The organism is Bacillus sp. Bvel1 (assembly GCF_014872755.1).
In the GTDB taxonomy this organism is placed as follows: Bacteria; Bacillota; Bacilli; order Bacillales; family Bacillaceae; genus Bacillus; species Bacillus velezensis.
In genome coordinates, this window is record NZ_JAAOBZ010000002.1 from 14,649 (window position 1) to 37,654 (window position 23,006).

A 23,006-nucleotide genomic window follows, 5' to 3' on the forward strand; every position below is an offset into this window, starting at 1 on the left:
GTTATAATAGGTAAAGTGTATTTTCAGTATATTAGACGTGACATGCAAGCAAAGGTTTCGTTTTGGATATAAAAAGTTTTTTTGGAGGAAGTAATGAAAATTAAAGAAATTATTGTAGTCGAGGGACGCGATGACACTGCGCGCATAAAACTTGCCGTTGATGCGGATACGATCGAGACAAACGGTTCCGCAATCGGAGACGAAGTCATCAGGCAGATTCGGCTGGCGCAGGAAACGAGAGGGGTCATCGTGCTGACGGACCCGGATTTTCCGGGGGAGAAGATCCGGAAAACCATTTCTGAAGCAGTACCCGGCTGTAAACACGCATTTCTGCCCAAACATCTTGCCAAACCGAAAAACAAGCGCGGCATTGGCGTTGAGCACGCATCCATTGAAAGCATCAGAGCATGTCTGGAAAATGTGCATGAAGAGATGGAGGCAAAGCCGAGTGAGATTTCAGCTGAAGATGTCATACAGGCCGGTCTGATCGGCGGACCGGCTGCCAAAAGACGGCGCGAACGATTGGGCGACCTGCTGAAGATCGGCTATACAAACGGCAAGCAGCTTCAAAAACGGCTGCAAATGTTTCAAATCAAAAGAAGTGATTTTATTGATGCGCTCGATGCTATGAGGCAGGAGGAACAGGATGAACAATAAAGATATCGCGACACCTATCAGAACGAAGGAAATTCTGAAAAAGTACGGTTTCTCTTTTAAAAAGAGTCTGGGACAGAATTTCTTAATTGATACAAATATATTGGACAGAATTGTGGACCATGCGGAAATTACGGATCGGACCGGAGTCATTGAAATCGGGCCCGGAATCGGCGCGCTGACAGAGCAGCTTGCCAAACGGGCGAAAAAGGTCGTCGCGTTTGAAATTGATCAGCGTCTGCTGCCCATTCTCAATGATACGCTGTCTCCGTATGACAATGTAACGATCATTCATCAAGATGTGCTGAAAGCAGACGTCAAATCCGTCATTGAAGAGCAGTTTCAGGATTGTGATGAAATTATGGTGACGGCGAATCTCCCATATTATGTGACGACGCCGATCATCATGAAGCTTTTGGAAGAACATCTTCCGTTAAAAGGAATTGTCGTAATGCTGCAAAAAGAGGTCGCTGAGCGGATGGCCGCTGATCCTTCCTCTAAGGAGTACGGATCGCTTTCCATTGCGGTTCAGTTCTATACGGAGGCCAAAACCGTCATGACCGTACCGAAAACGGTGTTTGTGCCTCAGCCTAATGTCGATTCCGCCGTCATCCGTCTCTTGCTTCGTGACGGCCCGGCGGTTGACGTCGATAATGAACCGTTTTTCTTCCAGCTGATTAAAGCAAGCTTCGCACAGCGCCGGAAAACCTTGCTGAACAACCTTGTGAACAATCTTCCGGGCGGAAAAGAGAAAAAAGCTCAAATTGAAGAAGTTCTTCAAGAAACGAATATTGACGGAAAGCGGCGCGGTGAATCCCTGTCCATAGAAGAATTCGCGCTCTTGTCCAACGGATTGCATAAAGCCCTTTTCTAAGAGGGCTTTTTGTTTTGCGTCACCACTTGGACTGCCGCTACATAGGCTAGAGGAGAACCTTATTCATTCAACTGCAAGAAAAGCTTGAAACATCAAGCGCCGCAGCGGAAAGAGGTTTTGCCAAGACTTCTTTCATGATGAGGCTTAGTCTATTTGTGGAGTGGGTAACGTGCAATTTCAAATAGGAGATATGGTAGCCAGGAAATCCTATCAAATGGATGTTTTATTTCGCATTATCGGTATAGAGCAAACAAGCAACGGAAATTCAATTGCCATCCTGCATGGTGACGAAGTCAGATTGATTGCGGATGCTGATTTTTCTGATTTGGAGCCTGTCAGAAAAGACGAACAGGCCATGAGAAAGAAAAGAGATGAAAGCAGGATGAATGAATCTCTCGAGCTGCTCCGCCAGGATTATAAGCTGCTTCGGGAAAAACAGGAATATTACGCGACAAATCAATATCAGCATCAGGAGCACTACTTTCATATGCCCGGAAAGGTATTGCATCTGGACGGCGATGAGGCCTATTTGAAAAAGTGCCTGAACTTTTATGAAAAAATCGGTGTGCCGGTATACGGAATTCATTGCCATGAGAAAAAAATGCCGGCGTCAATTGACGAGCTGCTTGATAAATACAGGCCGGATATTTTAGTCATCACCGGCCATGATGCATATTCCAAGCATAAGGGAGGCGTGAACGATTTAAGCGCCTACAGGCATTCCAAACACTTTGTCGAAACCGTTCAGAGAGCGAGGCGTAAAGTCCCTCATTTGGATCAGCTGGTCATATTCGCGGGGGCGTGCCAATCTCATTTTGAGTCTTTAATCAGAGCGGGCGCGAATTTCGCAAGTTCGCCGTCACGCGTCAATATTCATGCGCTTGACCCGGTATATATTGTCGCGAAAATCAGCTTCACTCCGTTTATGGAGCGGATCAATGTATGGGATGTTCTGAGAAATACGCTGACGAGAGAGAAAGGGCTGGGAGGAATTGAAACGAAGGGTGTGCTGCGTGTCGGTATGCCGTATAAATCAAATGGATGAGTGATAAAACCCGCATATATTTCGCTATGCGGGTTAATTATTTTACATATTGATACATAAATTTCCGGAACTTGTGAAAAATAACGCAGAAATCAATAGAATTTTGTCAAAATAATTTTGTTGACAATGACTTATTAACGTTGATATAATTTAAATTTTATTTGACAAAATTGGGCTCTTGTTGTACAATAAATGTAGTGAGGTGGATGCAATGGCGAAGACGTTGTCCGATATAAAAAGATCGCTTGATGGGAATTTAGGTAAACGGCTTACGTTAAAAGCAAACGGCGGCCGCCGAAAAACGATTGAGCGTTCGGGCATTTTAGCTGAGACGTACCCTTCTGTTTTTGTGATACAACTAGATCAAGACGAGAATTCGTTTGAAAGAGTTTCATACAGTTATGCTGATATTCTGACTGAGACTGTTGAATTGACATTCAATGACGATGCGGCAAGCTCAGTAGCATTTTAATGGGCAGTGAACCTTTTGTTTACTGCTTTTTGTTTTGCCTTCTAAAGCTCTTCTAATTATTCCCTCGAAAGTTTCAGCCGATTAAACGGAAGCTATAGGTGTCACATGTTTTATCGTGGCGTGCACGAATGGTGATCAATTCTATAAAAGGGGTTGTTTCGTTTGGGCAGACGTCGTGGAGTTATGTCAGATGAGTTCAAATATGAGCTGGCGAAGGACCTTGGTTTTTACGATACGGTGAAAAACGAGGGCTGGGGAGGCATTCGGGCGCGTGACGCCGGGAATATGGTAAAGCGCGCGATCGAGATTGCCGAACAGCAGATGGCGGCTCAGAACCAAAATAACCGATAATGCAGTGGCCCGGGGGACAATCCGTTCCCCGGTTTTTTCTATCGGCTGTCAAAACCGGCGTCAATTTCGGATAAGTACCTCCGGGTCTCCAAATGTGATACAATGTTCATACTTATGTTTAGATGGAGAAGTAGGTGAAAGCTATGCGTATTTTAGAAAAAGCGCCGGCCAAAATCAATCTGTCCCTCGATGTGACGAGTAAACGCCCGGATGGTTATCACGAAGTGGAGATGATCATGACGACAATTGATTTGGCAGATCGGATTGAACTGACAGAACTGCCCGAAAACGTTATCAGAGTGGCGTCGCATAATCGCTTTGTTCCGGATGATCAAAGGAATCTGGCTTATCAGGCAGCCAAACTGCTTAAAGAACGGTTTCAAGTTAAAAAAGGCGTTTCGATTATGATTACAAAGGTGATCCCTGTAGCGGCAGGGCTTGCCGGCGGAAGCAGCGATGCGGCAGCTACGCTCAGAGGGCTGAACAGGCTTTGGGATTTAAAGCTTTCTGTCGAAGAGCTTGCAGAGCTTGGAGCTGAAATCGGTTCAGACGTGTCCTTCTGTGTATACGGAGGCACTGCCCTGGCAACCGGACGCGGTGAGAAGATCAGGCACATCAGTGCTCCGCCTCATTGCTGGGTCATGCTCGCCAAACCGACGATCGGGGTATCGACTGCCGAAGTGTACCGCCGGCTGAACTTACAGCAGGTTCGGCATCCTGATGTGCAGGCGATGATTGACGCGATTGAAGAAAAAAGCTTCCAAAAGGTATGCGGACAATTAGGAAACGTATTGGAGTCGGTTACGCTCAGCCTCCATCCCGAGGTGGCGATGATTAAAAATCAAATGAAACGCTTCGGCGCTGATGCGGTGTTAATGAGCGGAAGCGGACCGACTGTATTCGGTTTGGTTCAATACGAATCAAAGGTGCAGCGGATTTATAACGGGTTAAGAGGTTTCTGTGATCAAGTGTACGCGGTGCGGATGATCGGCGAACAGAATGCTCTTGATTAAATCCGTATGTTAAGTTATATTATTTTTAAATTATTCGGATTTTGGGGGTAAGTTCATGAAGTTTCGTCGCAGCGGCAGATTGGTGGACTTAACAAATTATTTGTTAACCCATCCGCATGAATTAATACCGTTAACGTTTTTCTCAGAACGGTATCAATCAGCAAAGTCATCAATCAGTGAAGATTTAACGATTATTAAACAGACCTTTGAACAGCAAGGCATTGGGACGCTGCTTACAGTGCCGGGAGCTGCCGGAGGCGTCAAATACATTCCGAAAGTGAAACAGGCTGAAGCAGAAGCGTTTATACAGGAGCTGGGACAGTCTTTAGTAAATCCTGAGCGTATCCTTCCGGGCGGTTATGTATATTTAACGGATATCTTAGGAAAACCATCTGTCCTCTCTCATGTAGGCAGGCTTTTTGCTTCCGTTTTTGCGGAGCGGGAGATTGATGTGGTGATGACCGTTGCGACAAAAGGAATCCCTCTTGCTTACGCAGCGGCCAGTTATCTGAACGTTCCGGTTGTCATCGTGCGAAAGGACAATAAAGTGACTGAAGGCTCCACGGTGAGCATCAATTATGTATCAGGGTCGTCTAACCGCATTCAAACAATGTCGCTTGCGAAAAGAAGTTTGGCTACGGGTTCGAACGTTTTGATTATTGACGACTTTATGAAAGCCGGCGGCACCATTAACGGCATGATCAGCCTGCTTGATGAGTTTAATGCAAACGTCGCGGGGATAGGCGTCTTGGTTGAAGCCGAGGGAGTGAATGAACGGCTTGTCGATGAATATATGTCACTGCTCACGCTTTCAACCATCAATATGAAAGACAAAACGATTGAGATTCAAAACGGCAATTTTCTGCGATTTTTTAAAGAACAGCATTTAAAGAATGGAGAGACAGAAAAATGACTAAAGCAATCCATACGAAACACGCGCCGGCAGCGATCGGGCCATATTCACAGGGAATCATCGTAAACAACATGTTTTACAGCTCAGGCCAGATTCCTCTTACTGCTGAAGGAGAAATGGTAAACGGTGATATCACAGAACAAACGCATCAGGTGTTCAGCAATTTAAAAGCTGTGCTGAAAGAAGCGGGGGCTTCTCTCGAGACGGTTGTCAAAGCAACGGTATTTATTGCTGATATGGAGCAGTTTGCGGAAGTGAATGAAGTGTACGGACAATACTTTGATGTACATAAGCCGGCAAGGTCTTGTGTGGAAGTGGCGAGACTGCCGAAAGACGCTCTCGTGGAAATTGAAGTCATTGCGCTGGTAAAATCTTAAATCTCAGAAAAGTGGTTCCGGTCTCCGGGATCACTTTTTTTATGCAGTATATGATCCCCAAATATGGTTTATCACCTAATTGTGTATGTATATCCTATATTTTCAAAAAAACTTTTTGAAACGTGCAGGAATTTAAAAAGAATCGTGGAATTGTTAGACTAATGCTTTTATATAGGGAAAAGGTGGTGAACTACTGTGGAAGTTACTGACGTAAGATTACGCCGCGTGAATACCGATGGTCGCATGAGAGCGATTGCATCCATCACGCTGGATCACGAATTTGTCGTACATGATATTCGTGTGATTGATGGAAACAATGGTCTTTTCGTTGCGATGCCGAGTAAACGCACCCCTGATGGAGAATTCCGCGATATTGCTCATCCTATTAATTCCAGCACGCGGGGCAAGATCCAGGATGCTGTTTTAAATGAGTATCATCGTTTGGGTGATTCTGAAGCATTAGAATATGAAGAAGCCGGGGCTTCTTAAACATAACAAAATGTAAGGACTGCTGATAAAGGCTGACACAAGGCCTTTTCCGGCAGTCCTTTTTTAAATCTGATTTTTCAGTAATAAAGCGATTACATAGAAAATTCTTGCACTTTTTGATGTCTTCTTGAAATCAACAGCTATTTAGGATATATTTTTCTATGGATAAAAGGGATATTGGAGGCCATTAAATGGATAAGCGGTTTGCAGTGATTTTAGCTGCCGGAAAAGGAACGAGAATGAAATCGAAGCTCTATAAGGTCCTTCATCCGGTATGCGGAAAGCCTATGGTAGAGCACGTCGCAGACGAAGCTCTGAAATTATCTTTAGCGAAGCTTGTCACCATCGTAGGACACGGCGCCGAAGATGTGAAGAAGCAGCTCGGACAGAAAAGCGATTACGCTCTCCAAGCAGAACAGCTCGGTACGGCTCATGCGGTCAAGCAGGCAAAACCATTTCTTCACGGAGAAAAGGGTGTCACGATCGTTATTTGCGGCGATACACCGCTTCTGACGGCGGAGACGATGGAAGCCATGCTGAATGAACATACAGACAAAGGTGCAAAAGCCACGGTGTTAACGGCCGTTGCCGACGATCCCGCCGGATACGGAAGAATCATCCGCAGTGAAGACGGCGCCGTTCAAAAAATCGTGGAGCACAAGGATGCTTCGGAGCAAGAACGTCTTGTGAAAGAAATCAACACGGGAACGTACTGTTTTGATAACGAGGCTCTTTTTCGTGTCATCGAACAGGTTTCGAATGAAAATGCCCAAGGCGAGTATTATCTGCCGGATGTGATCGAAATCCTCAAAGACGAAGGCGAAACTGTTGCCGCTTACCAGACTGGTAACTTCCAAGAGACGCTCGGAGTGAATGATAGAGTCGCTCTTTCTCAGGCTGAAATGTATATGAAAGAGCGTATTAACAAACGGCATATGCAGAACGGAGTCACTTTAATCGATCCGATGAATACGTACATCTCACCTGACGCACGTATCGGACAAGATACAGTTATTTATCCCGGAACTGTGTTAAAGGGACAAGCTGAAATCGGCGATGAATGTGTCATCGGCCCTCACACTGAGATAGAGGACAGTTCAATCGGCAGCCGCACTGTGATTAAACAATCCGTTGTCAACCGCAGCAAAGTTGGGAATGATGTAAATATCGGTCCTTTTGCTCACATCAGACCCGATTCCGCAATCGGCAATGAAGTGAAGATCGGAAACTTTGTTGAAATCAAGAAAACACAATTCGGCGACCGAAGCAAAGCATCTCATTTAAGCTATATCGGTGATGCCGAAGTGGGCACGGATGTGAATCTGGGCTGCGGCTCCATCACGGTCAATTATGATGGGAAGAAAAAATATTTAACCAAGATTGAAGACGGCGCTTTTATAGGCTGCAACTCCAATCTGGTCGCTCCTGTCACAGTGGGAGAAGGCGCGTATGTCGCTGCGGGTTCAACCGTAACTGAAGATGTGCCGGGCGAAGCGCTTGCCATTGCCAGAGCAAGACAAGTAAATAAAGAAGATTATGTGAAAAATATTCATAAAAAATAATCCTAAAATCGGAGGTTTACCATGTCTAACGAATACGGAGATAAGAATTTAAAGATTTTTTCTTTGAATTCAAATCCAGAACTTGCAAAAGAAATCGCGGATAATGTAGGGGTTCAATTAGGAAAGTGCTCTGTTACAAGATTCAGTGACGGAGAGGTCCAGATCAACATAGAAGAAAGTATTCGCGGCTGTGATTGCTATATCATTCAGTCTACAAGTGCGCCGGTTAATGAGCACATTATGGAATTGCTGATTATGGTTGACGCTCTAAAGCGCGCTTCCGCGAAAACAATCAACATTGTGATTCCGTACTACGGTTATGCGCGCCAGGACAGAAAAGCAAGATCACGTGAACCGATTACGGCAAAACTTTTTGCAAACCTGCTTGAAACAGCGGGTGCGACACGCGTGATTGCGCTTGATTTACACGCGCCGCAAATTCAAGGTTTCTTTGACATTCCGATTGACCACTTAATGGGTGTTCCGATTTTAGGCCATTACTTTGAAGGTAAAGACTTGAAAGATATCGTTATTGTTTCTCCTGACCACGGCGGTGTGACGCGCGCCCGCAAACTTGCGGACCGTCTGAAAGCGCCGATCGCGATTATCGACAAACGCCGTCCTAGACCGAATGAGGTAGAAGTGATGAACATCGTCGGTAACGTGGAAGGAAAAACAGCGATTCTGATCGATGATATTATTGATACGGCCGGCACAATCACACTTGCCGCTAACGCGCTGGTTGAAAACGGAGCTGCAGAAGTGTATGCATGCTGTACGCACCCTGTATTGTCAGGCCCTGCCGTTGAGCGGATCAATAACTCTAAAATCAAGGAGCTTGTCGTAACGAACAGCATTAAGCTTCCTGATGAGAAAAAAATCGACCGCTTTAAGCAGCTTTCTGTCGGACCGCTTCTGGCTGAAGCGATTATCCGCGTTCACGAGAAACAATCTGTCAGCTATTTATTCAGCTAAACCGAAACTTTAAGGTTTAAATCCCAGTTATTGTGGGTATTGTTCTAATAGGACGATAAAACGATAATTAGGATGGTGCTGAATATGGCAACTTTAAAAGCAAATGAAAGAACAGATTTTAAACGTTCGACGCTTCGGAAAATCCGTCATTCAGGACATGTTCCAGGGATTATATACGGTAAAGAAATAACGAATACGCCTGTCTCTTTAGACAGTGTTGAATTGCTTAAAACATTGCGGGACGAAGGAAAAAACACGATTATCACAATTGATGTCAACGGAAATCAGCAATCGGTTATGGTGACTGATCTTCAGACAGACCCGCTCAAAAACGAATTGACGCACGCCGATTTTCAAGTCGTGAATATGAGTGAGGAGCTCGAGGCCGAGGTGCCGATTCAGCTGACGGGAGAGGCGAAAGGAGTCAAAGACGGAGGCGTTATCCAGCAGCCGCTGCATGAGCTTTCGATCAAGGCTAAGCCGAAGGACATCCCTCAGACAATTAATGTTGATATTTCCGGGCTTGAAATGAATGATGTGCTGACCATCGCAGATCTGACTGCTGACGGCAATTATACATTTACAAACGACCCGGAAGAAGTCGTGGCTTCCATCCTTCCTCCTAAGCAGGAAGCATTCGAAGAAGATGCAGAACCGTCTCCTGAGGAAGAGCCCGAAGGAGAAAATCAATAAGCGCTTTAAGACGTAACCCGCCCGAGGTTACGTCTTTTGTGCTAGAATGAGAAGAATTACAGCGATGTTGAGGGAGGATTTACGATGCTTGTGATTGCCGGTCTCGGTAACCCGGGAAAAACCTATGAGAACACGAGACATAATGTCGGCTTTAGGGCCATTGACGAGCTTTCCAAAGAATGGAATATTGAACTGAATAAAACGAAATTCAACGGACTTTACGGAATGGGGTTTGTTTCCGGAAAAAAAGTTCTACTTGTTAAACCGCTTACATATATGAATTTATCAGGAGAATGTTTGCGGCCGCTGCTGGATTATTATGATGCCGATCATGAAGATCTGAAAGTCATATACGATGACCTTGATCTTCCGACGGGAAAAATCAGGCTTCGGACGAAGGGGAGCGCAGGGGGACATAACGGAATTAAATCGCTTATACAGCATCTCGGAACCCCTGAATTTGACCGGGTCAGAATCGGAATCGGCCGCCCCGTTAACGGAATGAAAGTCGTTGACTATGTACTGGGAGCTTTTACGAAGGAAGAAGCGCCGCATATCAATGATGCCGTCTCAAAAACCGTAAAAGCCTGCGAAGCTTCCTTAACGAAACCATTTTTAGAAGTCATGAACGAATTTAATGCAAATGTATAAGATAAATAATGGGAGACCATACTAGGGAAAAATGATTTTTTCACATCAGGAGGTCCAACGTATGGCTTTGCATTATTTCTGCCGCCACTGCGGCTTTAAGGTAGGGAGCCTGGAATATTCAACGGTGCCGACACAGTCACTTGGATTTCAGCACTTAACAAATGAGGAAAGAAACGATATGATTTCATATAAAGACAATGGAGATGTCCATGTTCTTACAATTTGTGAAGACTGCCAAGAGGCGCTGGAACGCAATCCGCACTACCATGAACACAACACATTTATTCAATAAGAAGCTTTGGTGTAGATTCTAGACCAAAGCGTTTTTCTGTTCTTGCAGAAAATAGAGAGGAGGGCCCATATGGACAACATTCAAACCTTTATTAAAGAAAGCGATGATTTTAAATCCATTGTCAACGGTTTACATGAGGGGCTGAAGGAACAGCTGCTTGCGGGTCTGTCAGGTTCCGCGCGTTCTGTTTTTACCTCCGCCCTTGCACAGGAAACGAAAAGGCCGATTTTCTTTATCACCCATAATTTATATCAGGCCCAAAAAGTGACGGAAGATCTGACGGCGCTTCTCGGGGATCAATCTGTTTTTTTATACCCCGTGAATGAATTGATTTCTTCAGAAATTGCGGTAGCGAGTCCTGAACTGCGCGCTCAGCGGCTTGATGTCATTAATAGATTAACAAACGGAGAAGCGCCGGTCGTTGTGGCGCCCGTTGCGGCAGTGAGAAGAATGCTTCCGCCGAAGGAGCTGTGGAAAAGCAGCCAGCTCGTCATTTCACTCGGAGACGATATAGAACCGGATCAGCTGTCCGCGCGCCTTGTAGAGGTGGGGTATGAGCGTTCCGATATGGTTTCTGCACCCGGTGAATTCAGTATTCGCGGCGGAATTATCGACATTTATCCGCTGACGTCGGAGCATCCGGTGCGAATTGAACTGTTTGATACGGAGGTCGATTCCATCAGAAGCTTCAATTCTGATGACCAGAGATCAATCGAGACGCTCAAACATGTGGCGATCGGACCGGCGAAGGAATTGATCATCAGGGCGGAAGAAAAAGCCCGGGCAATGGAAAGGCTCGATAAAGGGCTTGCCGACAGTCTGAAAAAGCTGAAGCAGGACAAACAAAAGGAAATGCTTCATATCAATATCTCACATGATAAAGAACGGTTATCAACGGGACAGACTGATCAGGAACTTGTGAAGTATCTCTCGTACTTTTACGAAAAACCTGCTAGTTTGCTAGATTATACACCGGCAGACACGTTGTTATTGTTAGACGAGGTCAGCCGCATTCATGAAATGGAGGATCAGCTGCAAAAAGAAGAGGCCGAATTTACGACAAGTCTGCTCGAGGAAGGGAAAATTCTGCATGACATTCATTTATCCTTCAGCTTTCAGGAGCTTATGAGCGAAAAGCGGCGCCCGGCTATTTATTATTCATTATTTTTGCGTCATGTCCAGCATACAAGCCCTCAGAATATCGTGAATGTGACAAGCCGGCAGATGCAGAGTTTTCACGGGCAGATGAATGTCCTCTCAGGTGAAATGGAGCGCTTTAAGAAATCAAACTTCACCGTCGTCTTTTTAGGCGCAAATAAGGACAGAACCGACAGATTGGCATCCGTGCTGGCTGATTACGAAATTGAAGCCGCGAAAACGGACAGCTCCAAAGCGCTTGTGCAAGGACAGGTCTATGTCATGGAAGGCGAGCTGCAATCCGGTTTTGAACTGCCGCTGATGAAGCTGGCCGTCATTACGGAGGAAGAGCTGTTCAAAAACCGAATCAAGAAAAAGTCGAGAAAGCAGAAGCTGACAAATGCCGAACGGATCAAAAGCTATTCCGAGCTTCAGGTCGGTGACTATGTCGTCCACGTCAACCACGGGATCGGTAAGTACTTGGGGATCGAAACACTGGAAATCAAAGGCATTCATAAAGATTACCTCAACATTCATTATCAGGGCAGCGATAAGCTGTATGTCCCTGTAGAACAAATCGATCAGGTGCAGAAGTATGTCGGCTCTGAAGGAAAAGAACCGAAGCTTTATAAACTGGGCGGCAGTGAATGGAAACGGGTGAAGAAAAAAGTTGAAAACTCCGTTCAGGATATTGCCGATGATCTGATTAAGCTTTATGCGGAACGGGAAGCAAGCAAAGGCTATGCGTTCTCGCCCGATCATGAAATGCAGCGGCAGTTCGAATCTGCTTTCCCTTACCAGGAAACAGAGGACCAGCTCCGTTCCATTCAGGAGATTAAAAAGGATATGGAAAGAGAACGCCCGATGGACCGTTTGCTTTGCGGCGATGTGGGTTACGGGAAGACGGAGGTAGCCATCCGAGCGGCCTTTAAAGCGATCGCAGACGGAAAGCAGGTCGCGCTTCTTGTGCCGACGACAATACTCGCGCAGCAGCATTATGAAACCATTACGGAGCGTTTTCAGGACTATCCGATTAACATCGGTCTTCTCAGCCGATTCAGAACGAGAAAAGAATCCAATGAAACGATTAAAGGACTGAAAAACGGAACGGTAGACATCGTAATCGGAACCCACAGGCTCTTATCTAAAGACGTCGTCTATAAAGATCTCGGCTTGCTCATCATTGATGAAGAGCAGCGCTTCGGCGTAACGCATAAGGAAAAAATCAAACAGATCAAAGCCAATGTCGATGTACTGACTCTTACAGCGACGCCGATTCCGCGTACGCTTCATATGTCCATGCTCGGTGTGCGGGATTTATCCGTTATTGAAACGCCGCCGGAAAACCGTTTCCCTGTTCAGACATATGTCGTGGAATACAACGGCGCGCTTGTACGAGAAGCTATCGAAAGAGAACTGGCGCGCGGAGGACAGGTATATTTCCTGTACAACCGCGTGGATGACATCGAGCGGAAGGCTGATGAAATTTCCATGCTTGTTCCCGATGCGAAAGTGGCATATGCCCACGGAAAAATGACCGAAAATGAATTGGAAAGCGTCATGCTCAATTTTCTGGAAGGGGAATCAGACGTCCTTGTCAGCACGACTATTATTGAGACAGGCGTAGATATACCAAATGTCAATACCTTGATTGTGTTCGACGGAGACAAAATGGGGCTGTCTCAGCTGTATCAGCTGAGAGGACGGGTCGGCCGTTCCAACCGCGTCGCTTACGCTTATTTTACGTACCGCAGAGACAAAGTGCTTACTGAGGTGGCGGAAAAACGGCTGCAGGCGATTAAAGAATTTACCGAGCTGGGATCAGGCTTTAAAATCGCCATGCGTGACTTGACGATCAGGGGAGCGGGGAACCTTCTCGGCGCCCAGCAGCACGGCTTTATCGACTCAGTCGGTTTTGACCTGTACTCGCAAATGCTCAAGGAAGCGATTGAAGAGCGGAAAGGCGATATTCCGAAAAGCGAACAGTTTGAGACAGAAATCGATATCGAGCTTGACGCGTATATTCCTGAAAACTATATACAAGACGGCAAGCAAAAAATCGACATGTATAAACGCTTCAGGTCAATCGCCACAATTGAGGAGAAAAATGAGCTCCAAGATGAAATCATCGACAGGTTCGGCAGCTATCCTAAAGAAGTTGAATGGCTGTTTACGGTTGCTGAGATGAAGGTATACGGAAAATATGAACGCGTCGAACTCATCAAGCAGGATAAAGACGCGATCAGATTTACCATTTCTGAAGAGGCCAGCGCACAGATTGACGGCCAGAAATTATTCGAACTCGGCAATAAATACGGCCGGCAGATCGGACTGGGAATGGAAGGGAAAAAGCTGAAAATCTCAGTACAGACGAAAGGCCGCAAAACGGAAGAGTGGCTGGAGACCGTGCTCGGCATGCTGAAAGGCCTTCAGAATGTGAAGAAAGAAACAATCGCGTCTTCATAAAAATTGTTACTCTCTGGTGTATATTACATTTGATGTGACGGATACTAATTTCAAGCGAGTGGCGGAAGCTACATAAAGTAAAGAGCTTTAGTACTTTCCCTTAAATATCATCACATGAAAGAGAGGCACCAGAGAGATGAAAGCTACAGGTATCGTACGTCGTATTGATGATCTAGGACGGGTCGTCATTCCTAAAGAAATTCGGAGAACACTGCGAATCAGGGAAGGAGACCCGCTTGAAATATTCGTTGACCGCGACGGAGAAGTTATATTGAAAAAATATTCTCCTATCAGTGAGCTTGGCGATTTTGCGAAAGAATATGCAGATGCATTGTATGACAGTCTCGGCCATTCCGTCTTGATTTGCGACCGTGACGCGTATATTGCCGTTTCGGGCAGTTCGAAAAAAGAATTTCTGAATAAAGCCATCAGCGATTTGCTCGAAAAAACGATGGATCAGCGCAGCTCAGTGGTAGAAAACGACGTGAAGTCCGCGCAGCTTGTGAATGACATTGATGAAGATATGAGCTCCTATACAATCGCTCCGATCGTGGCAAATGGCGATCCTATCGGTGCCGTGGTCATCTTTTCCAAGGAACAGGCGCTTGGAGAAGTAGAACATAAAGCGGTAGAAACGGCAGCCAGTTTTTTGGCGAGACAAATGGAGCAGTAGGTCTTATTACCATTATTGAAATAAGAAAACGGGAAAAGAACAGCTCTTATACAAGTGCTGTTCTTTTTCATATTCATATGTGCTCTCTATCGGTTCGGCCGTTAGGATTGTGATATAATAAGCTCGTTTTATAGACGTAATTTTCTAGCGGCTGGAAGGAGCTTTTGGATGAACGATTCAGTTGGCGCCAAGCGGCAATCGGCATGGAAAGGTGCTTTTGTGCTCGTCGTTGCGGGCATCGTGACGAAGATATTAAGCGCCGTGTACAGGGTTCCTTTTCAGAATATTGTCGGTGACGTCGGATTTTACATTTATCAGCAGGTGTATCCGTTTTTAGGGATCGCGGTCATGCTGTCAACATCCGGTTTTCCGGTGATCATCTCAAAATTAATGAACGATTATAGCGATCATAAACAAAAAATAATGAAAATTTCCGCCCTTTATGTCACGGCGGCCGGACTTGTTCTGTTTGCGCTCATGTATGCCGGCGCGGCGCCGTTGGCCGGTTTTATGGGTGACGCCCGCCTTGTGATGCTGATAAGGGTCGCGGCGTTCGCTTTCATACTGTTTCCGTTTACGGCGGTTTTCCGGGGGTATTTCCAAGGCGTGCATGATATGATGCCGTCAGCCTTATCCCAGATTACGGAACAGCTTCTTCGGGTGGCGGTGCTTCTCGGTTTATCCTTCTGGCTTTTGAAAAGCGGGCGTTCGTTATACGCGGCGGGTGCGGGGGCGGCCTCGGGATCAATTGCCGGGAGCTTTGCGGCCCTTTGTGTATTGGCTGTTTTCTGGTATAAGCGGGAAGAAACAAAGAAAGACGGCGGACATATCGAAACGGCCGTCATTGTAAAAAAGCTGCTGCTTTATTCAGTCACCATCTGTATGAGCAGTGTACTCATGCTTTTGATTCAGCTTGTAGACGCCTTAAACTTATATTCACTGCTTTCAGACGGGACGGAGAGCCATGCCGCGAAACAGCTGAAAGGCATATATGACCGCGGACAGCCGCTCCTTCAGCTGGGAACCGTGTTTGCCGTCAGTATCGCCGCGTCCTTGGTTCCTTCAATTTCAAAAGCGGTGCATGAGAACAAGCCGTTTATCATAAAAGAGAAAGCGTCATCTGCCGTCAAGCTCTGCCTTGCGGTAGGGATCGGTGCATCAGCCGGGCTTTTTTGCATTTTAGAACCGGTGAATATCATGCTTTTCCAAAACAGTGAGGGGACGCAGACCTTACAAATATTCAGCTTATCTATCTTTTTTGCCTCGATTGCGCTTACGGCAGCCGCAATTCTGCAAGGAGCGGGACATACCGTTTTCCCCGCCGTATCCGTTTTGGCGGGAGGGGCGCTGAAATGGGTGCTGAATGTTTGGCTGGTCCCCGGCTGGGGTATTACAGGAGCGGCACTGGCGACCGTCTTGGCATTTGCCGCAGTTGCGTGCCTGAATCTCCGGAGAATTTGGTCGAAGGGATGGCTGACGAATATCGGAGGCGTGATTGCCCGTCTGTGCTGGTGCAGTCTGCTGATGGTCTTCTTTTTGGTCGTATATATGAAGCTTTGGCAGTTATTTGTTCCTGTCAGCAGGGGCGGAGCTGTATGTGAGAGTCTGTCTGCGTCAATCATCGGAGGGCTATTGTTTATTTATTGTATGATAAGAATGAAGATTTTCACGGACGAAGAGCTGAGCGGTCTTCCTTTCGGCAGTGCTTTAAGCAAATTGAAAAAGAGGAGAGAAAAACATGGCAGGTAATATTACGGTCGTCGGCCTCGGCGCCGGAGACATGGATCAGTTGACAGTGGGCGTACATAAGCTGCTGACTCAGGCGAAGCATTTATATATAAGAACGAAAGACCACCCTTTGATTTCGGAATTAGAGCAAGAGACAGAAGCGGACATCCGGTATTTTGATGATATTTATGAAAAACATGATCAGTTTGAAGCGGTCTATGAAGAGATCACGGACATTCTGTTTGAAAAAGCGAAGCAAGAGGATGTCGTCTACGCTGTACCCGGGCATCCGTTTGTCGCTGAGAAAACCGTTCAGCTGTTATTTGAACGCCGGGAAGAACAACAGATAGATGTTCATACTGCCGGAGGGCAAAGCTTTCTGGATGCCACTTTTAATGCGTTGCGAATTGATCCGATTGAAGGGTTTCAATTTACGGATGCGCAAACAATGACGCCGGATGAGCTCGAACTCCGGCATCACCTGATCATCTGCCAGGTTTATGACCAAATGACGGCCTCTGAGGTGAAGCTGACGCTCATGGAGAAATTGCCTGACGACTATGAAGTGGTCATCGTTACGGCAGCCGGGAGCAAGGGAGAAAAGATGATCAAGGTGCCTTTGTTTGAACTTGACCGCAATGTAGAAATAAATAACTTAACAAGCGTGTATGTTCCGCCGATTAAAAAAGAAGAACTCCTTTACCAGGAATTTTCTGCATTCCGAAGTATTATTCGCGAGCTTCGCGGGCCGAACGGCTGTCCGTGGGATCAAAAGCAGACACACCAGTCATTAAAGAAATATATGATTGAGGAATGCTACGAACTGCTTGAGGCCATTGACGAAGAGGACACGGATCACATGATAGAAGAACTCGGGGACGTCATGCTTCAGGTTATGCTGCACGCCCAGATCGGAGAAGACGAGGGGTATTTCTCAATTGATGATGTCATCAGAGACATCAGTGCGAAGATGGTCAGACGGCACCCGCATGTGTTTAAGGATGTTAAGGTTCAGGATGAACATGATGTCGTCGCCAACTGGGAAGAAATCAAAAAGGCGGAAAAGCAAACAACATCCTCTTCATTGCTGGATGCCGTGCCGAAAACACTGCCTTCTCTTGCGAAAGCCGCCAAGCTTCAGAAAAAAGCCGCAAAAACCGGCTTTGACTGGGATAACGTTCAGGACATATGGGATAAAGTAAATGAAGAGCTGAAGGAATTTTCTGCAGAGGCTTCCGCCGAATCAGCAGATGAAATCAGCTTAAAAGCTGAATTCGGCGATGTTTTATTTGCATTGGTCAATATCGGCCGATACTATAAAATTGAGCCTGAGGAAGCGCTCGCCATGACAAATGACAAATTCCGCAGACGCTTTGCTTATATTGAGAAAGAAGCGGCAGCAAAGGGCCTTGAATTGACCGCAATGTCACTTGAGGAAATGGACAAATTGTGGGATGAAGCAAAAGAAATGGAGAGGAGATTCTGATATGAGACTTGATAAATTTTTAAAAGTATCCAGATTAATTAAGCGACGCACATTGGCGAAAGAGGTCGCCGATCAAGGGAGAATCACCGTTAACGGGAATCAGGCGAAAGCCAGCTCAGACGTAAAAGCCGGTGATGAACTGAAGGTCCGCTTCGGGCAGAAGCTTGTCACCGTGAAGGTAAATGAATTGAAAGAAACAACGAAAAAAGAAGAAGCCGCGGGCATGTATACAATCGTCAAAGAAGAAAAACTCGGCGAATAGGCTTGTTCTAAACAAGGCTCCCGCCTCATACAATGCAGTAATAATGCTAAAAGTATCGAGGATATGGGGGCTGAATAGATGAATTCATATTATGAGCAAAAAGGTTCTTCTTCTGTTCCGGAACAGCATGATGTAACGATGAAAGGGAGAAAGCATTTAGACATTTCGGGCGTCAAGCATGTGGAAAGTTTTGATAACGAAGAGTTTTTGCTGGAAACGGTTATGGGAATGCTTTCCGTCAGAGGCGAGAATCTGCAGATGAAAAACCTTGATGTGGAAAAAGGGATTGTATCTATAAAAGGCAGGGTGTTTGACCTTGTATATTTAGACGAGCAGCAAGGGGATAAAGCTAAAGGGTTTTTTAGCAAGTTGTTTAAATGACGCTGACGACCCAATTTTATACGATGCTGGCAATGACCGGTATGGGCGCCTGGCTCGGAGCGTCGCTTGATACATACAGGCTGTTTGTCAGCCGCGCCAAAACGGCCAGATGGCTGTTATTCATTCATGACATTCTCTTTTGGATTGTACAAGGTCTGCTGTTTTTCTATGTGCTGCTCAATGTGAATGAAGGGGAACTCAGGGTATACATTTTCTTGGCTGTCTTACTGGGTATTGCGACGTACCAAAGCCTGTTTAAACGAATGTATATAAAAATACTGAAATTTGCCATTCATCTTGCGGTGTCTCTTTACCAATTCGCAAAAAAGCTCATTCAGCACGTGCTGTTCCGTCCGGTGCTTCTGCTCTTTAAGCTGCTCATCGGGCTGATCACGGTTATTTCTTTATACTCCTATCGGGTGAGTGCCTTTTTTGCGAAGTGTCTTTTTAAGATCGTAGCGTTTTTGCTGTATCCGCTGTTTTTCCTGTTGAAACATTTATTGAAACTTCTTCCTGAAAAGTGGCGTCTTACTTTCAAACGTTATTTTCAAAAAAGTGCAGGATTTTTACAAAAGAGCAAGAAACTAATCATAACAATCAGATCGACCATGATACGTATTTTGAAAAGGTGAAAGGAGGACCGTCTGGTTTGAATCTATCTAGGGAACGTACAATAACTGAAATTCAAAACGACTATAAAGAGCAGGTTGAACGGCAATCCCAGCTTATGAAAAGAAGGCGGAAAGGGCTTTTCAGACGGTTGATCGTATTCGGCGCCCTTGTGTTGTTGACGGCTATTGTCTTAGCGGGTTCTCTGTGGTCACAGACCTCTTCCCTTAGCGCAAACGAAGAAAAAAAGGCTCAGCTGGAAAAACAAGTAAAAGAATTGAATGCGAAACAGGCTGATTTAAAAGATGAAATTTCCAAATTAAAGGATGAGGATTACGTCACAGAGCTTGCCAGAAGAGACTTGTTTATGTCAGGAAATGGTGAGATTCTCTTTAATGTAGAAAAGAAGAGCAAGTAGCCTTGTTGACACTTAAATTTTTATTTAGGTATAATTAAACAAACGATCTTTTTATAAGCCTAAGGAGGAGCACTTTTTTTATGTCGATTGAAGTTGGCAGCAAGTTGCAAGGGAAAATAACAGGTATTACAAATTTCGGAGCATTTGTTGAATTGCCTGGAGGCTCAACCGGTCTCGTTCATATCAGTGAGGTAGCCGATAATTATGTAAAAGACATTAACGAGCATTTAAAAGTCGGCGATCAAGTTGAAGTGAAAGTCATCAACGTTGAAAAAGACGGGAAAATTGGTTTATCAATTAAAAAAGCTAAAGACCGTCCGCAAGCCAGACCTAGAAATGATTTCCGTCCGAAAGAATCTTTTGAACAGAAAATGAACAAGTTTCTTAAAGATAGCGAAGACCGCTTATCATCTTTAAAACGAAACACGGAATCAAAACGTGGAGGGCGCGGAGCAAGAAGAGGATAACTTGCTGCTTTCTATAAATACATGGAGCATCCGTCTATCCCAGCGGGTGCTTTTTTTGTATACGCGCATGTAGTCAGAAAATTAAAACTTTAAAGTTTCTGTTGACGGAATGAAGAAACCTTTGTATTATATAACTTGTGCTTATAAGCACCTATATGGCGGTGTAGCTCAGCTGGCTAGAGCGTACGGTTCATACCCGTGAGGTCGGGGGTTCGATCCCCTCCGCCGCTACCATATATATCTGGCCCGTTGGTCAAGCGGTTAAGACACCGCCCTTTCACGGCGGTAACACGGGTTCGAATCCCGTACGGGTCATCAAGCGAATCGGCTTCTGTTGCAGAAGCCGATTTTTTCATATTTAGACAACTTTTTGAGAAATGTCGGAGGAAATACAAAAGGAAAGGGGAACAAGGGAGAAAGCGTCGAAGAGTTCTTTGGAATTGTTACCTTCTTTTGACAAAATCCTATCTGGGCTTTCATTTATAATGACAAGCAACGAATAAAACAGGTGGGGGATGAGAGCAATGGAAAAAGCGGAAAGAAGAGTGAACGGGCCGATGGCGGGACAAGCTCTGGAAAAACTGCAATCGTTTTTTGAAAAGGCGGCAAAGCTTACAGTCCATCAAGCGCATTCACTTTTTTTCTATAAGGGTTTCATTTATGTCGTGATCGGTTTTTTACTTGGACGGGCTTTCATATTATCTGAGGTTCTTCCGTTTGCACTGCCGTTTTTCGGAGCGATGCTTTTGATCAGAAGAGATAAAGCCTTCTATGCTTGTCTGTCTTTACTTGCGGGCGCTTTAACCATTTCGCCGAAACACTCTTTATTGATTCTCACAGCTTTGGCCGTCTTCACTCTATTTTCAAAAATCGGTACATATATCGTGCAGGACCGGGTGAAGATGCTGCCGATCGTGGTGTTTTTCTCTATGGCTGCCGCGAGAATCGGATTTGTTTATTTTGAAAGCGGCGCTTTTACCACCTATGATTATGTGATGGCTGTTGTCGAGGCGGGCCTGGCCTTTATTTTGACGCTGATCTTTTTACAAAGCCTGCCGATTTTCACGATCAAAAAAGTGAAGCAATCGTTAAAAATAGAAGAAATCATCTGTTTTATGATCTTGATCGCATCCGTTTTAACCGGGCTTGCCGGTGTTTCATTTCAGGGAATGCAGGCTGAGCATATCCTGGCCCGCTATGTCGTGCTGAGTTTTTCCTTTGTCGGCGGGGCAAGCATCGGCTGTACGGTCGGTGTTGTGACCGGACTGATCCTCGGGCTTGCGAATATCGGGAATCTCTATCAAATGAGTCTGCTTGCGTTTTCCGGGCTTCTTGGCGGGCTGCTGAAAGAAGGAAAGAAAGCCGGCGCCGCAGTCGGATTGGTGATCGGCTCACTGCTGATTTCATTATATGGTGAAGGGTCTGCCGGATTAATGACCACTCTTTATGAATCTTTGATTGCTGTTGTATTGTTTTTGATTACGCCCCAATCGATTACGAAAAAGGTGGCGCGATACATACCGGGCACTGCTGAGCACAGTCAGGAGCAGCAGCAGTACGCGAGGAAAATCAGAGATGTCACCGCCCAGAAAGTAGACCAGTTCTCCAATGTGTTTCATGCCTTGTCGGAGAGCTTCGCCACCTTTCATCAGACGTCTTCCGATGAGCAGGCGGAAGAAGGGGAAGTGGATCTCTTTTTAAGCAAAATCACCGAGCATTCCTGCCAATCCTGCTATAAAAAAAGCAAATGCTGGGTTCAAAACTTTGATAAAACATATGACTTAATGAAACAAGTTATGCATGAAACAGAAGAAAAGCAGTATGCCTCAAACCGCAGATTGAAAAAAGAGTTTCAACAGCACTGTTCCAAATCCAGACAGGTGGAAGAGCTGATTGAGGACGAACTTGCCCACCATCACGCCCATCTGACACTGAAGAGAAAAGTTCAGGACAGCAGGAGGCTTGTTGCCGAGCAGCTGTTGGGGGTTTCTGAGGTTATGGCGGACTTTTCTCGGGAAATAAAACGGGAGAGGGAGCAGCATTTTATTCAGGAAGAACAAATGATAGAGGCGCTTCAGCATTTCGGAATCGAGATTCAGCATGTCGAGATATACAGCTTGGAGCAGGGCAATATTGATATCGAAATGACAATCCCGTTCAGCGGAGGACACGGCGAGAGTGAGAAAATTATCGCCCCGATGCTGTCTGACATTCTTGAGGAGCAGATACTTGTCAAAAGCGAACAGCACTCGGCTCATCCGAATGGCTACAGCCATGTTGCGTTCGGTTCGACCAAATCGTACCGGGTATCGACAGGCGCGGCTCATGCGGCAAAAGGCGGCGGCCTTGTCTCCGGCGACAGCTACAGCATGATGGAACTGGGGGCGAGAAAATATGCGGCCGCAATCAGTGACGGCATGGGCAATGGGGCGAGGGCTCATTATGAGAGCAACGAAACGATTAAGCTGCTCGAAAAAATTCTCGAATCAGGTATTGATGAAAAAATAGCGATCAAAACGATCAACAGTATTCTGTCTTTACGGACGACAGACGAAATCTACTCAACTCTCGATCTTTCTATCATTGATCTTCAGGATGCAAGCTGCAAATTCTTGAAGGTCGGTTCAACGCCGAGTTTTATCAAGCGGGGAGATCAAGTCATGAAAGTGCAGGCCAGCAATCTGCCGATCGGCATCATCAATGAATTTGATGTGGAGGTTGTAAGTGAACAGTTAAAAGCGGGAGATCTGCTCGTCATGATGAGTGACGGTATTTTTGAAGGACCGAAGCACGTTGAAAACCATGACCTGTGGATGAAACGGAAAATGAAAGGGCTGAAAACCGAAGATCCGCAGGAAATCGCTGATATATTAATGGAAGAGGTCATCAGAACGCGTTCCGGCCAAATCGAAGACGATATGACGGTGGTTGTTGTCCGGATTGATCACAACACGCCGAAATGGGCTTCCATACCGGTGCCGGCGGTATTCCAAAATAAAAAGGAGATTTCTTAATCCT

At 45.7% G+C, this 23,006-nt stretch carries 24 protein-coding genes and 2 tRNA genes; all 26 read left to right on the forward strand.

Annotation, left to right across the window (positions count from 1 at the left end; translation table 11 throughout):
* The first annotated feature begins 93 nt into the window (after nt 1-93).
* The 26 genes from rnmV (at nt 94) to spoIIE (ending at nt 23,002) form a co-directional block, all read left to right on the forward strand.
* Nucleotides 94-657 (forward strand): ribonuclease M5, encoded by a 564-nt coding sequence (gene rnmV, locus HAP68_RS00210; RefSeq protein ID WP_004264696.1) that lies wholly within the window; start codon nt 94-96, stop codon nt 655-657.
* A complete protein-coding gene (gene rsmA / locus HAP68_RS00215) occupies nt 647-1,528 on the forward strand; it encodes a 16S rRNA (adenine(1518)-N(6)/adenine(1519)-N(6))-dimethyltransferase RsmA (protein WP_004264694.1) in 882 nt (293 codons plus the stop codon). Before rnmV ends, rsmA begins: the two co-directional genes overlap by 11 nt.
* 169 nt (nt 1,529-1,697) lie before the next feature.
* Nucleotides 1,698-2,573: a sporulation peptidase YabG gene (yabG, locus tag HAP68_RS00220; protein ID WP_004264691.1), complete on the forward strand. Its 876-nt coding sequence runs from the start codon at nt 1,698-1,700 to the stop codon at nt 2,571-2,573.
* A 211-nt stretch (nt 2,574-2,784) separates the two neighbouring features.
* Entirely contained in the window at nt 2,785-3,045 is a 261-nt protein-coding gene (gene veg / locus HAP68_RS00225; protein ID WP_003218330.1) for a biofilm formation stimulator Veg, read from the forward strand.
* Between the two features lie 162 nt (nt 3,046-3,207).
* Nucleotides 3,208-3,396: a small, acid-soluble spore protein, alpha/beta type gene (locus HAP68_RS00230; RefSeq protein ID WP_011996172.1), complete on the forward strand. Its 189-nt coding sequence runs from the start codon at nt 3,208-3,210 to the stop codon at nt 3,394-3,396.
* 143 nt (nt 3,397-3,539) lie between these two features.
* Complete coding sequence (gene ispE / locus HAP68_RS00235) at nt 3,540-4,409, forward strand: 4-(cytidine 5'-diphospho)-2-C-methyl-D-erythritol kinase (protein WP_004264668.1); 870 nt, start codon at nt 3,540-3,542, stop codon at nt 4,407-4,409.
* Between the two features lie 55 nt (nt 4,410-4,464).
* Complete coding sequence (gene purR / locus HAP68_RS00240; RefSeq protein ID WP_004264666.1) at nt 4,465-5,322, forward strand: pur operon repressor; 858 nt, start codon at nt 4,465-4,467, stop codon at nt 5,320-5,322.
* Complete coding sequence (gene ridA / locus HAP68_RS00245; protein ID WP_004264663.1) at nt 5,319-5,699, forward strand: 2-iminobutanoate/2-iminopropanoate deaminase; 381 nt, start codon at nt 5,319-5,321, stop codon at nt 5,697-5,699. The genes purR and ridA overlap by 4 nt, the downstream gene beginning before the upstream one ends.
* A gap of 195 nt (nt 5,700-5,894) precedes the next feature.
* Nucleotides 5,895-6,188 (forward strand): septation regulator SpoVG, encoded by a 294-nt coding sequence (gene spoVG, locus HAP68_RS00250; RefSeq protein WP_004264660.1) that lies wholly within the window; start codon nt 5,895-5,897, stop codon nt 6,186-6,188.
* Between the two features lie 191 nt (nt 6,189-6,379).
* On the forward strand, nt 6,380-7,750 hold the full coding sequence (glmU, locus tag HAP68_RS00255; protein ID WP_004264658.1) for a bifunctional UDP-N-acetylglucosamine diphosphorylase/glucosamine-1-phosphate N-acetyltransferase GlmU: 1,371 nt from the start codon (nt 6,380-6,382) through the stop codon (nt 7,748-7,750).
* Between the two features lie 21 nt (nt 7,751-7,771).
* Nucleotides 7,772-8,725 (forward strand): ribose-phosphate diphosphokinase, encoded by a 954-nt coding sequence (locus HAP68_RS00260; protein WP_004264656.1) that lies wholly within the window; start codon nt 7,772-7,774, stop codon nt 8,723-8,725.
* An 84-nt stretch (nt 8,726-8,809) separates the two neighbouring features.
* Nucleotides 8,810-9,418 (forward strand): 50S ribosomal protein L25/general stress protein Ctc, encoded by a 609-nt coding sequence (locus tag HAP68_RS00265; RefSeq protein ID WP_004264654.1) that lies wholly within the window; start codon nt 8,810-8,812, stop codon nt 9,416-9,418.
* Nucleotides 9,419-9,502: 84 nt separating this feature from the next.
* Nucleotides 9,503-10,069, forward strand: coding sequence for an aminoacyl-tRNA hydrolase (gene pth / locus HAP68_RS00270; RefSeq protein ID WP_024084792.1), 567 nt, complete (start codon nt 9,503-9,505; stop codon nt 10,067-10,069).
* Between the two features lie 61 nt (nt 10,070-10,130).
* Nucleotides 10,131-10,361 (forward strand): anti-sigma-F factor Fin, encoded by a 231-nt coding sequence (gene fin, locus HAP68_RS00275; RefSeq protein WP_004264650.1) that lies wholly within the window; start codon nt 10,131-10,133, stop codon nt 10,359-10,361.
* Nucleotides 10,362-10,430: 69 nt separating this feature from the next.
* Nucleotides 10,431-13,964 (forward strand): transcription-repair coupling factor, encoded by a 3,534-nt coding sequence (mfd, locus tag HAP68_RS00280; protein ID WP_024084793.1) that lies wholly within the window; start codon nt 10,431-10,433, stop codon nt 13,962-13,964.
* Between the two features lie 136 nt (nt 13,965-14,100).
* Nucleotides 14,101-14,637, forward strand: a complete 537-nt coding sequence (gene spoVT / locus HAP68_RS00285) for a stage V sporulation protein T (protein ID WP_004264646.1) — start codon at nt 14,101-14,103, stop codon at nt 14,635-14,637.
* A 168-nt stretch (nt 14,638-14,805) separates the two neighbouring features.
* Complete coding sequence (locus tag HAP68_RS00290; protein ID WP_024084794.1) at nt 14,806-16,386, forward strand: putative polysaccharide biosynthesis protein; 1,581 nt, start codon at nt 14,806-14,808, stop codon at nt 16,384-16,386.
* A complete protein-coding gene (yabN, locus tag HAP68_RS00295) occupies nt 16,376-17,851 on the forward strand; it encodes a bifunctional methyltransferase/pyrophosphohydrolase YabN (RefSeq protein WP_014304199.1) in 1,476 nt (491 codons plus the stop codon). The genes HAP68_RS00290 and yabN overlap by 11 nt, the downstream gene beginning before the upstream one ends.
* 1 nt (nt 17,852) lies before the next feature.
* Complete coding sequence (locus HAP68_RS00300; RefSeq protein ID WP_004264639.1) at nt 17,853-18,113, forward strand: RNA-binding S4 domain-containing protein; 261 nt, start codon at nt 17,853-17,855, stop codon at nt 18,111-18,113.
* A gap of 78 nt (nt 18,114-18,191) precedes the next feature.
* On the forward strand, nt 18,192-18,494 hold the full coding sequence (gene yabP, locus HAP68_RS00305; RefSeq protein WP_004264638.1) for a sporulation protein YabP: 303 nt from the start codon (nt 18,192-18,194) through the stop codon (nt 18,492-18,494).
* Nucleotides 18,491-19,126 (forward strand): spore cortex biosynthesis protein YabQ, encoded by a 636-nt coding sequence (gene yabQ / locus HAP68_RS00310; RefSeq protein ID WP_024084795.1) that lies wholly within the window; start codon nt 18,491-18,493, stop codon nt 19,124-19,126. The genes yabP and yabQ overlap by 4 nt, the downstream gene beginning before the upstream one ends.
* Before the next feature lie 17 nt (nt 19,127-19,143).
* Nucleotides 19,144-19,521, forward strand: a complete 378-nt coding sequence (gene divIC / locus HAP68_RS00315) for a cell division protein DivIC (RefSeq protein ID WP_004264632.1) — start codon at nt 19,144-19,146, stop codon at nt 19,519-19,521.
* Nucleotides 19,522-19,601: 80 nt separating this feature from the next.
* On the forward strand, nt 19,602-19,988 hold the full coding sequence (locus tag HAP68_RS00320; RefSeq protein WP_004264630.1) for a S1 domain-containing RNA-binding protein: 387 nt from the start codon (nt 19,602-19,604) through the stop codon (nt 19,986-19,988).
* 157 nt (nt 19,989-20,145) lie between these two features.
* A tRNA-Met gene (locus HAP68_RS00325) sits at nt 20,146-20,222 on the forward strand.
* 9 nt (nt 20,223-20,231) lie between these two features.
* Nucleotides 20,232-20,303 (forward strand) — tRNA-Glu (locus tag HAP68_RS00330).
* Nucleotides 20,304-20,512: 209 nt separating this feature from the next.
* A complete protein-coding gene (spoIIE, locus tag HAP68_RS00335; protein ID WP_004264625.1) occupies nt 20,513-23,002 on the forward strand; it encodes a stage II sporulation protein E in 2,490 nt (829 codons plus the stop codon).
* The last annotated feature ends 4 nt before the right edge of the window (nt 23,003-23,006 follow it).

Excerpts from the sequence above, each read along its gene's own strand:
- rnmV (WP_004264696.1), top strand. The coding sequence starts at position 94 with ATGAAAATTAAAGAAATTATTGTAGTCGAGGGACGCGATGACACTGCG.
- rsmA (WP_004264694.1), top strand. The coding sequence starts at position 647 with ATGAACAATAAAGATATCGCGACACCTATCAGAACGAAGGAAATTCTG.
- veg (WP_003218330.1), top strand. The coding sequence starts at position 2,785 with ATGGCGAAGACGTTGTCCGATATAAAAAGATCGCTTGATGGGAATTTA.
- ispE (WP_004264668.1), top strand. The coding sequence starts at position 3,540 with ATGCGTATTTTAGAAAAAGCGCCGGCCAAAATCAATCTGTCCCTCGAT.
- purR (WP_004264666.1), top strand. The coding sequence starts at position 4,465 with ATGAAGTTTCGTCGCAGCGGCAGATTGGTGGACTTAACAAATTATTTG.
- ridA (WP_004264663.1), top strand. The coding sequence starts at position 5,319 with ATGACTAAAGCAATCCATACGAAACACGCGCCGGCAGCGATCGGGCCA.
- glmU (WP_004264658.1), top strand. The coding sequence starts at position 6,380 with ATGGATAAGCGGTTTGCAGTGATTTTAGCTGCCGGAAAAGGAACGAGA.
- HAP68_RS00260 (WP_004264656.1), top strand. The coding sequence starts at position 7,772 with ATGTCTAACGAATACGGAGATAAGAATTTAAAGATTTTTTCTTTGAAT.
- HAP68_RS00265 (WP_004264654.1), top strand. The coding sequence starts at position 8,810 with ATGGCAACTTTAAAAGCAAATGAAAGAACAGATTTTAAACGTTCGACG.
- pth (WP_024084792.1), top strand. The coding sequence starts at position 9,503 with ATGCTTGTGATTGCCGGTCTCGGTAACCCGGGAAAAACCTATGAGAAC.
- fin (WP_004264650.1), top strand. The coding sequence starts at position 10,131 with ATGGCTTTGCATTATTTCTGCCGCCACTGCGGCTTTAAGGTAGGGAGC.
- mfd (WP_024084793.1), top strand. The coding sequence starts at position 10,431 with ATGGACAACATTCAAACCTTTATTAAAGAAAGCGATGATTTTAAATCC.
- spoVT (WP_004264646.1), top strand. The coding sequence starts at position 14,101 with ATGAAAGCTACAGGTATCGTACGTCGTATTGATGATCTAGGACGGGTC.
- HAP68_RS00290 (WP_024084794.1), top strand. The coding sequence starts at position 14,806 with ATGAACGATTCAGTTGGCGCCAAGCGGCAATCGGCATGGAAAGGTGCT.
- yabN (WP_014304199.1), top strand. The coding sequence starts at position 16,376 with ATGGCAGGTAATATTACGGTCGTCGGCCTCGGCGCCGGAGACATGGAT.
- HAP68_RS00300 (WP_004264639.1), top strand. The coding sequence starts at position 17,853 with ATGAGACTTGATAAATTTTTAAAAGTATCCAGATTAATTAAGCGACGC.
- yabP (WP_004264638.1), top strand. The coding sequence starts at position 18,192 with ATGAATTCATATTATGAGCAAAAAGGTTCTTCTTCTGTTCCGGAACAG.
- yabQ (WP_024084795.1), top strand. The coding sequence starts at position 18,491 with ATGACGCTGACGACCCAATTTTATACGATGCTGGCAATGACCGGTATG.
- HAP68_RS00320 (WP_004264630.1), top strand. The coding sequence starts at position 19,602 with ATGTCGATTGAAGTTGGCAGCAAGTTGCAAGGGAAAATAACAGGTATT.
- spoIIE (WP_004264625.1), top strand. The coding sequence starts at position 20,513 with ATGGAAAAAGCGGAAAGAAGAGTGAACGGGCCGATGGCGGGACAAGCT.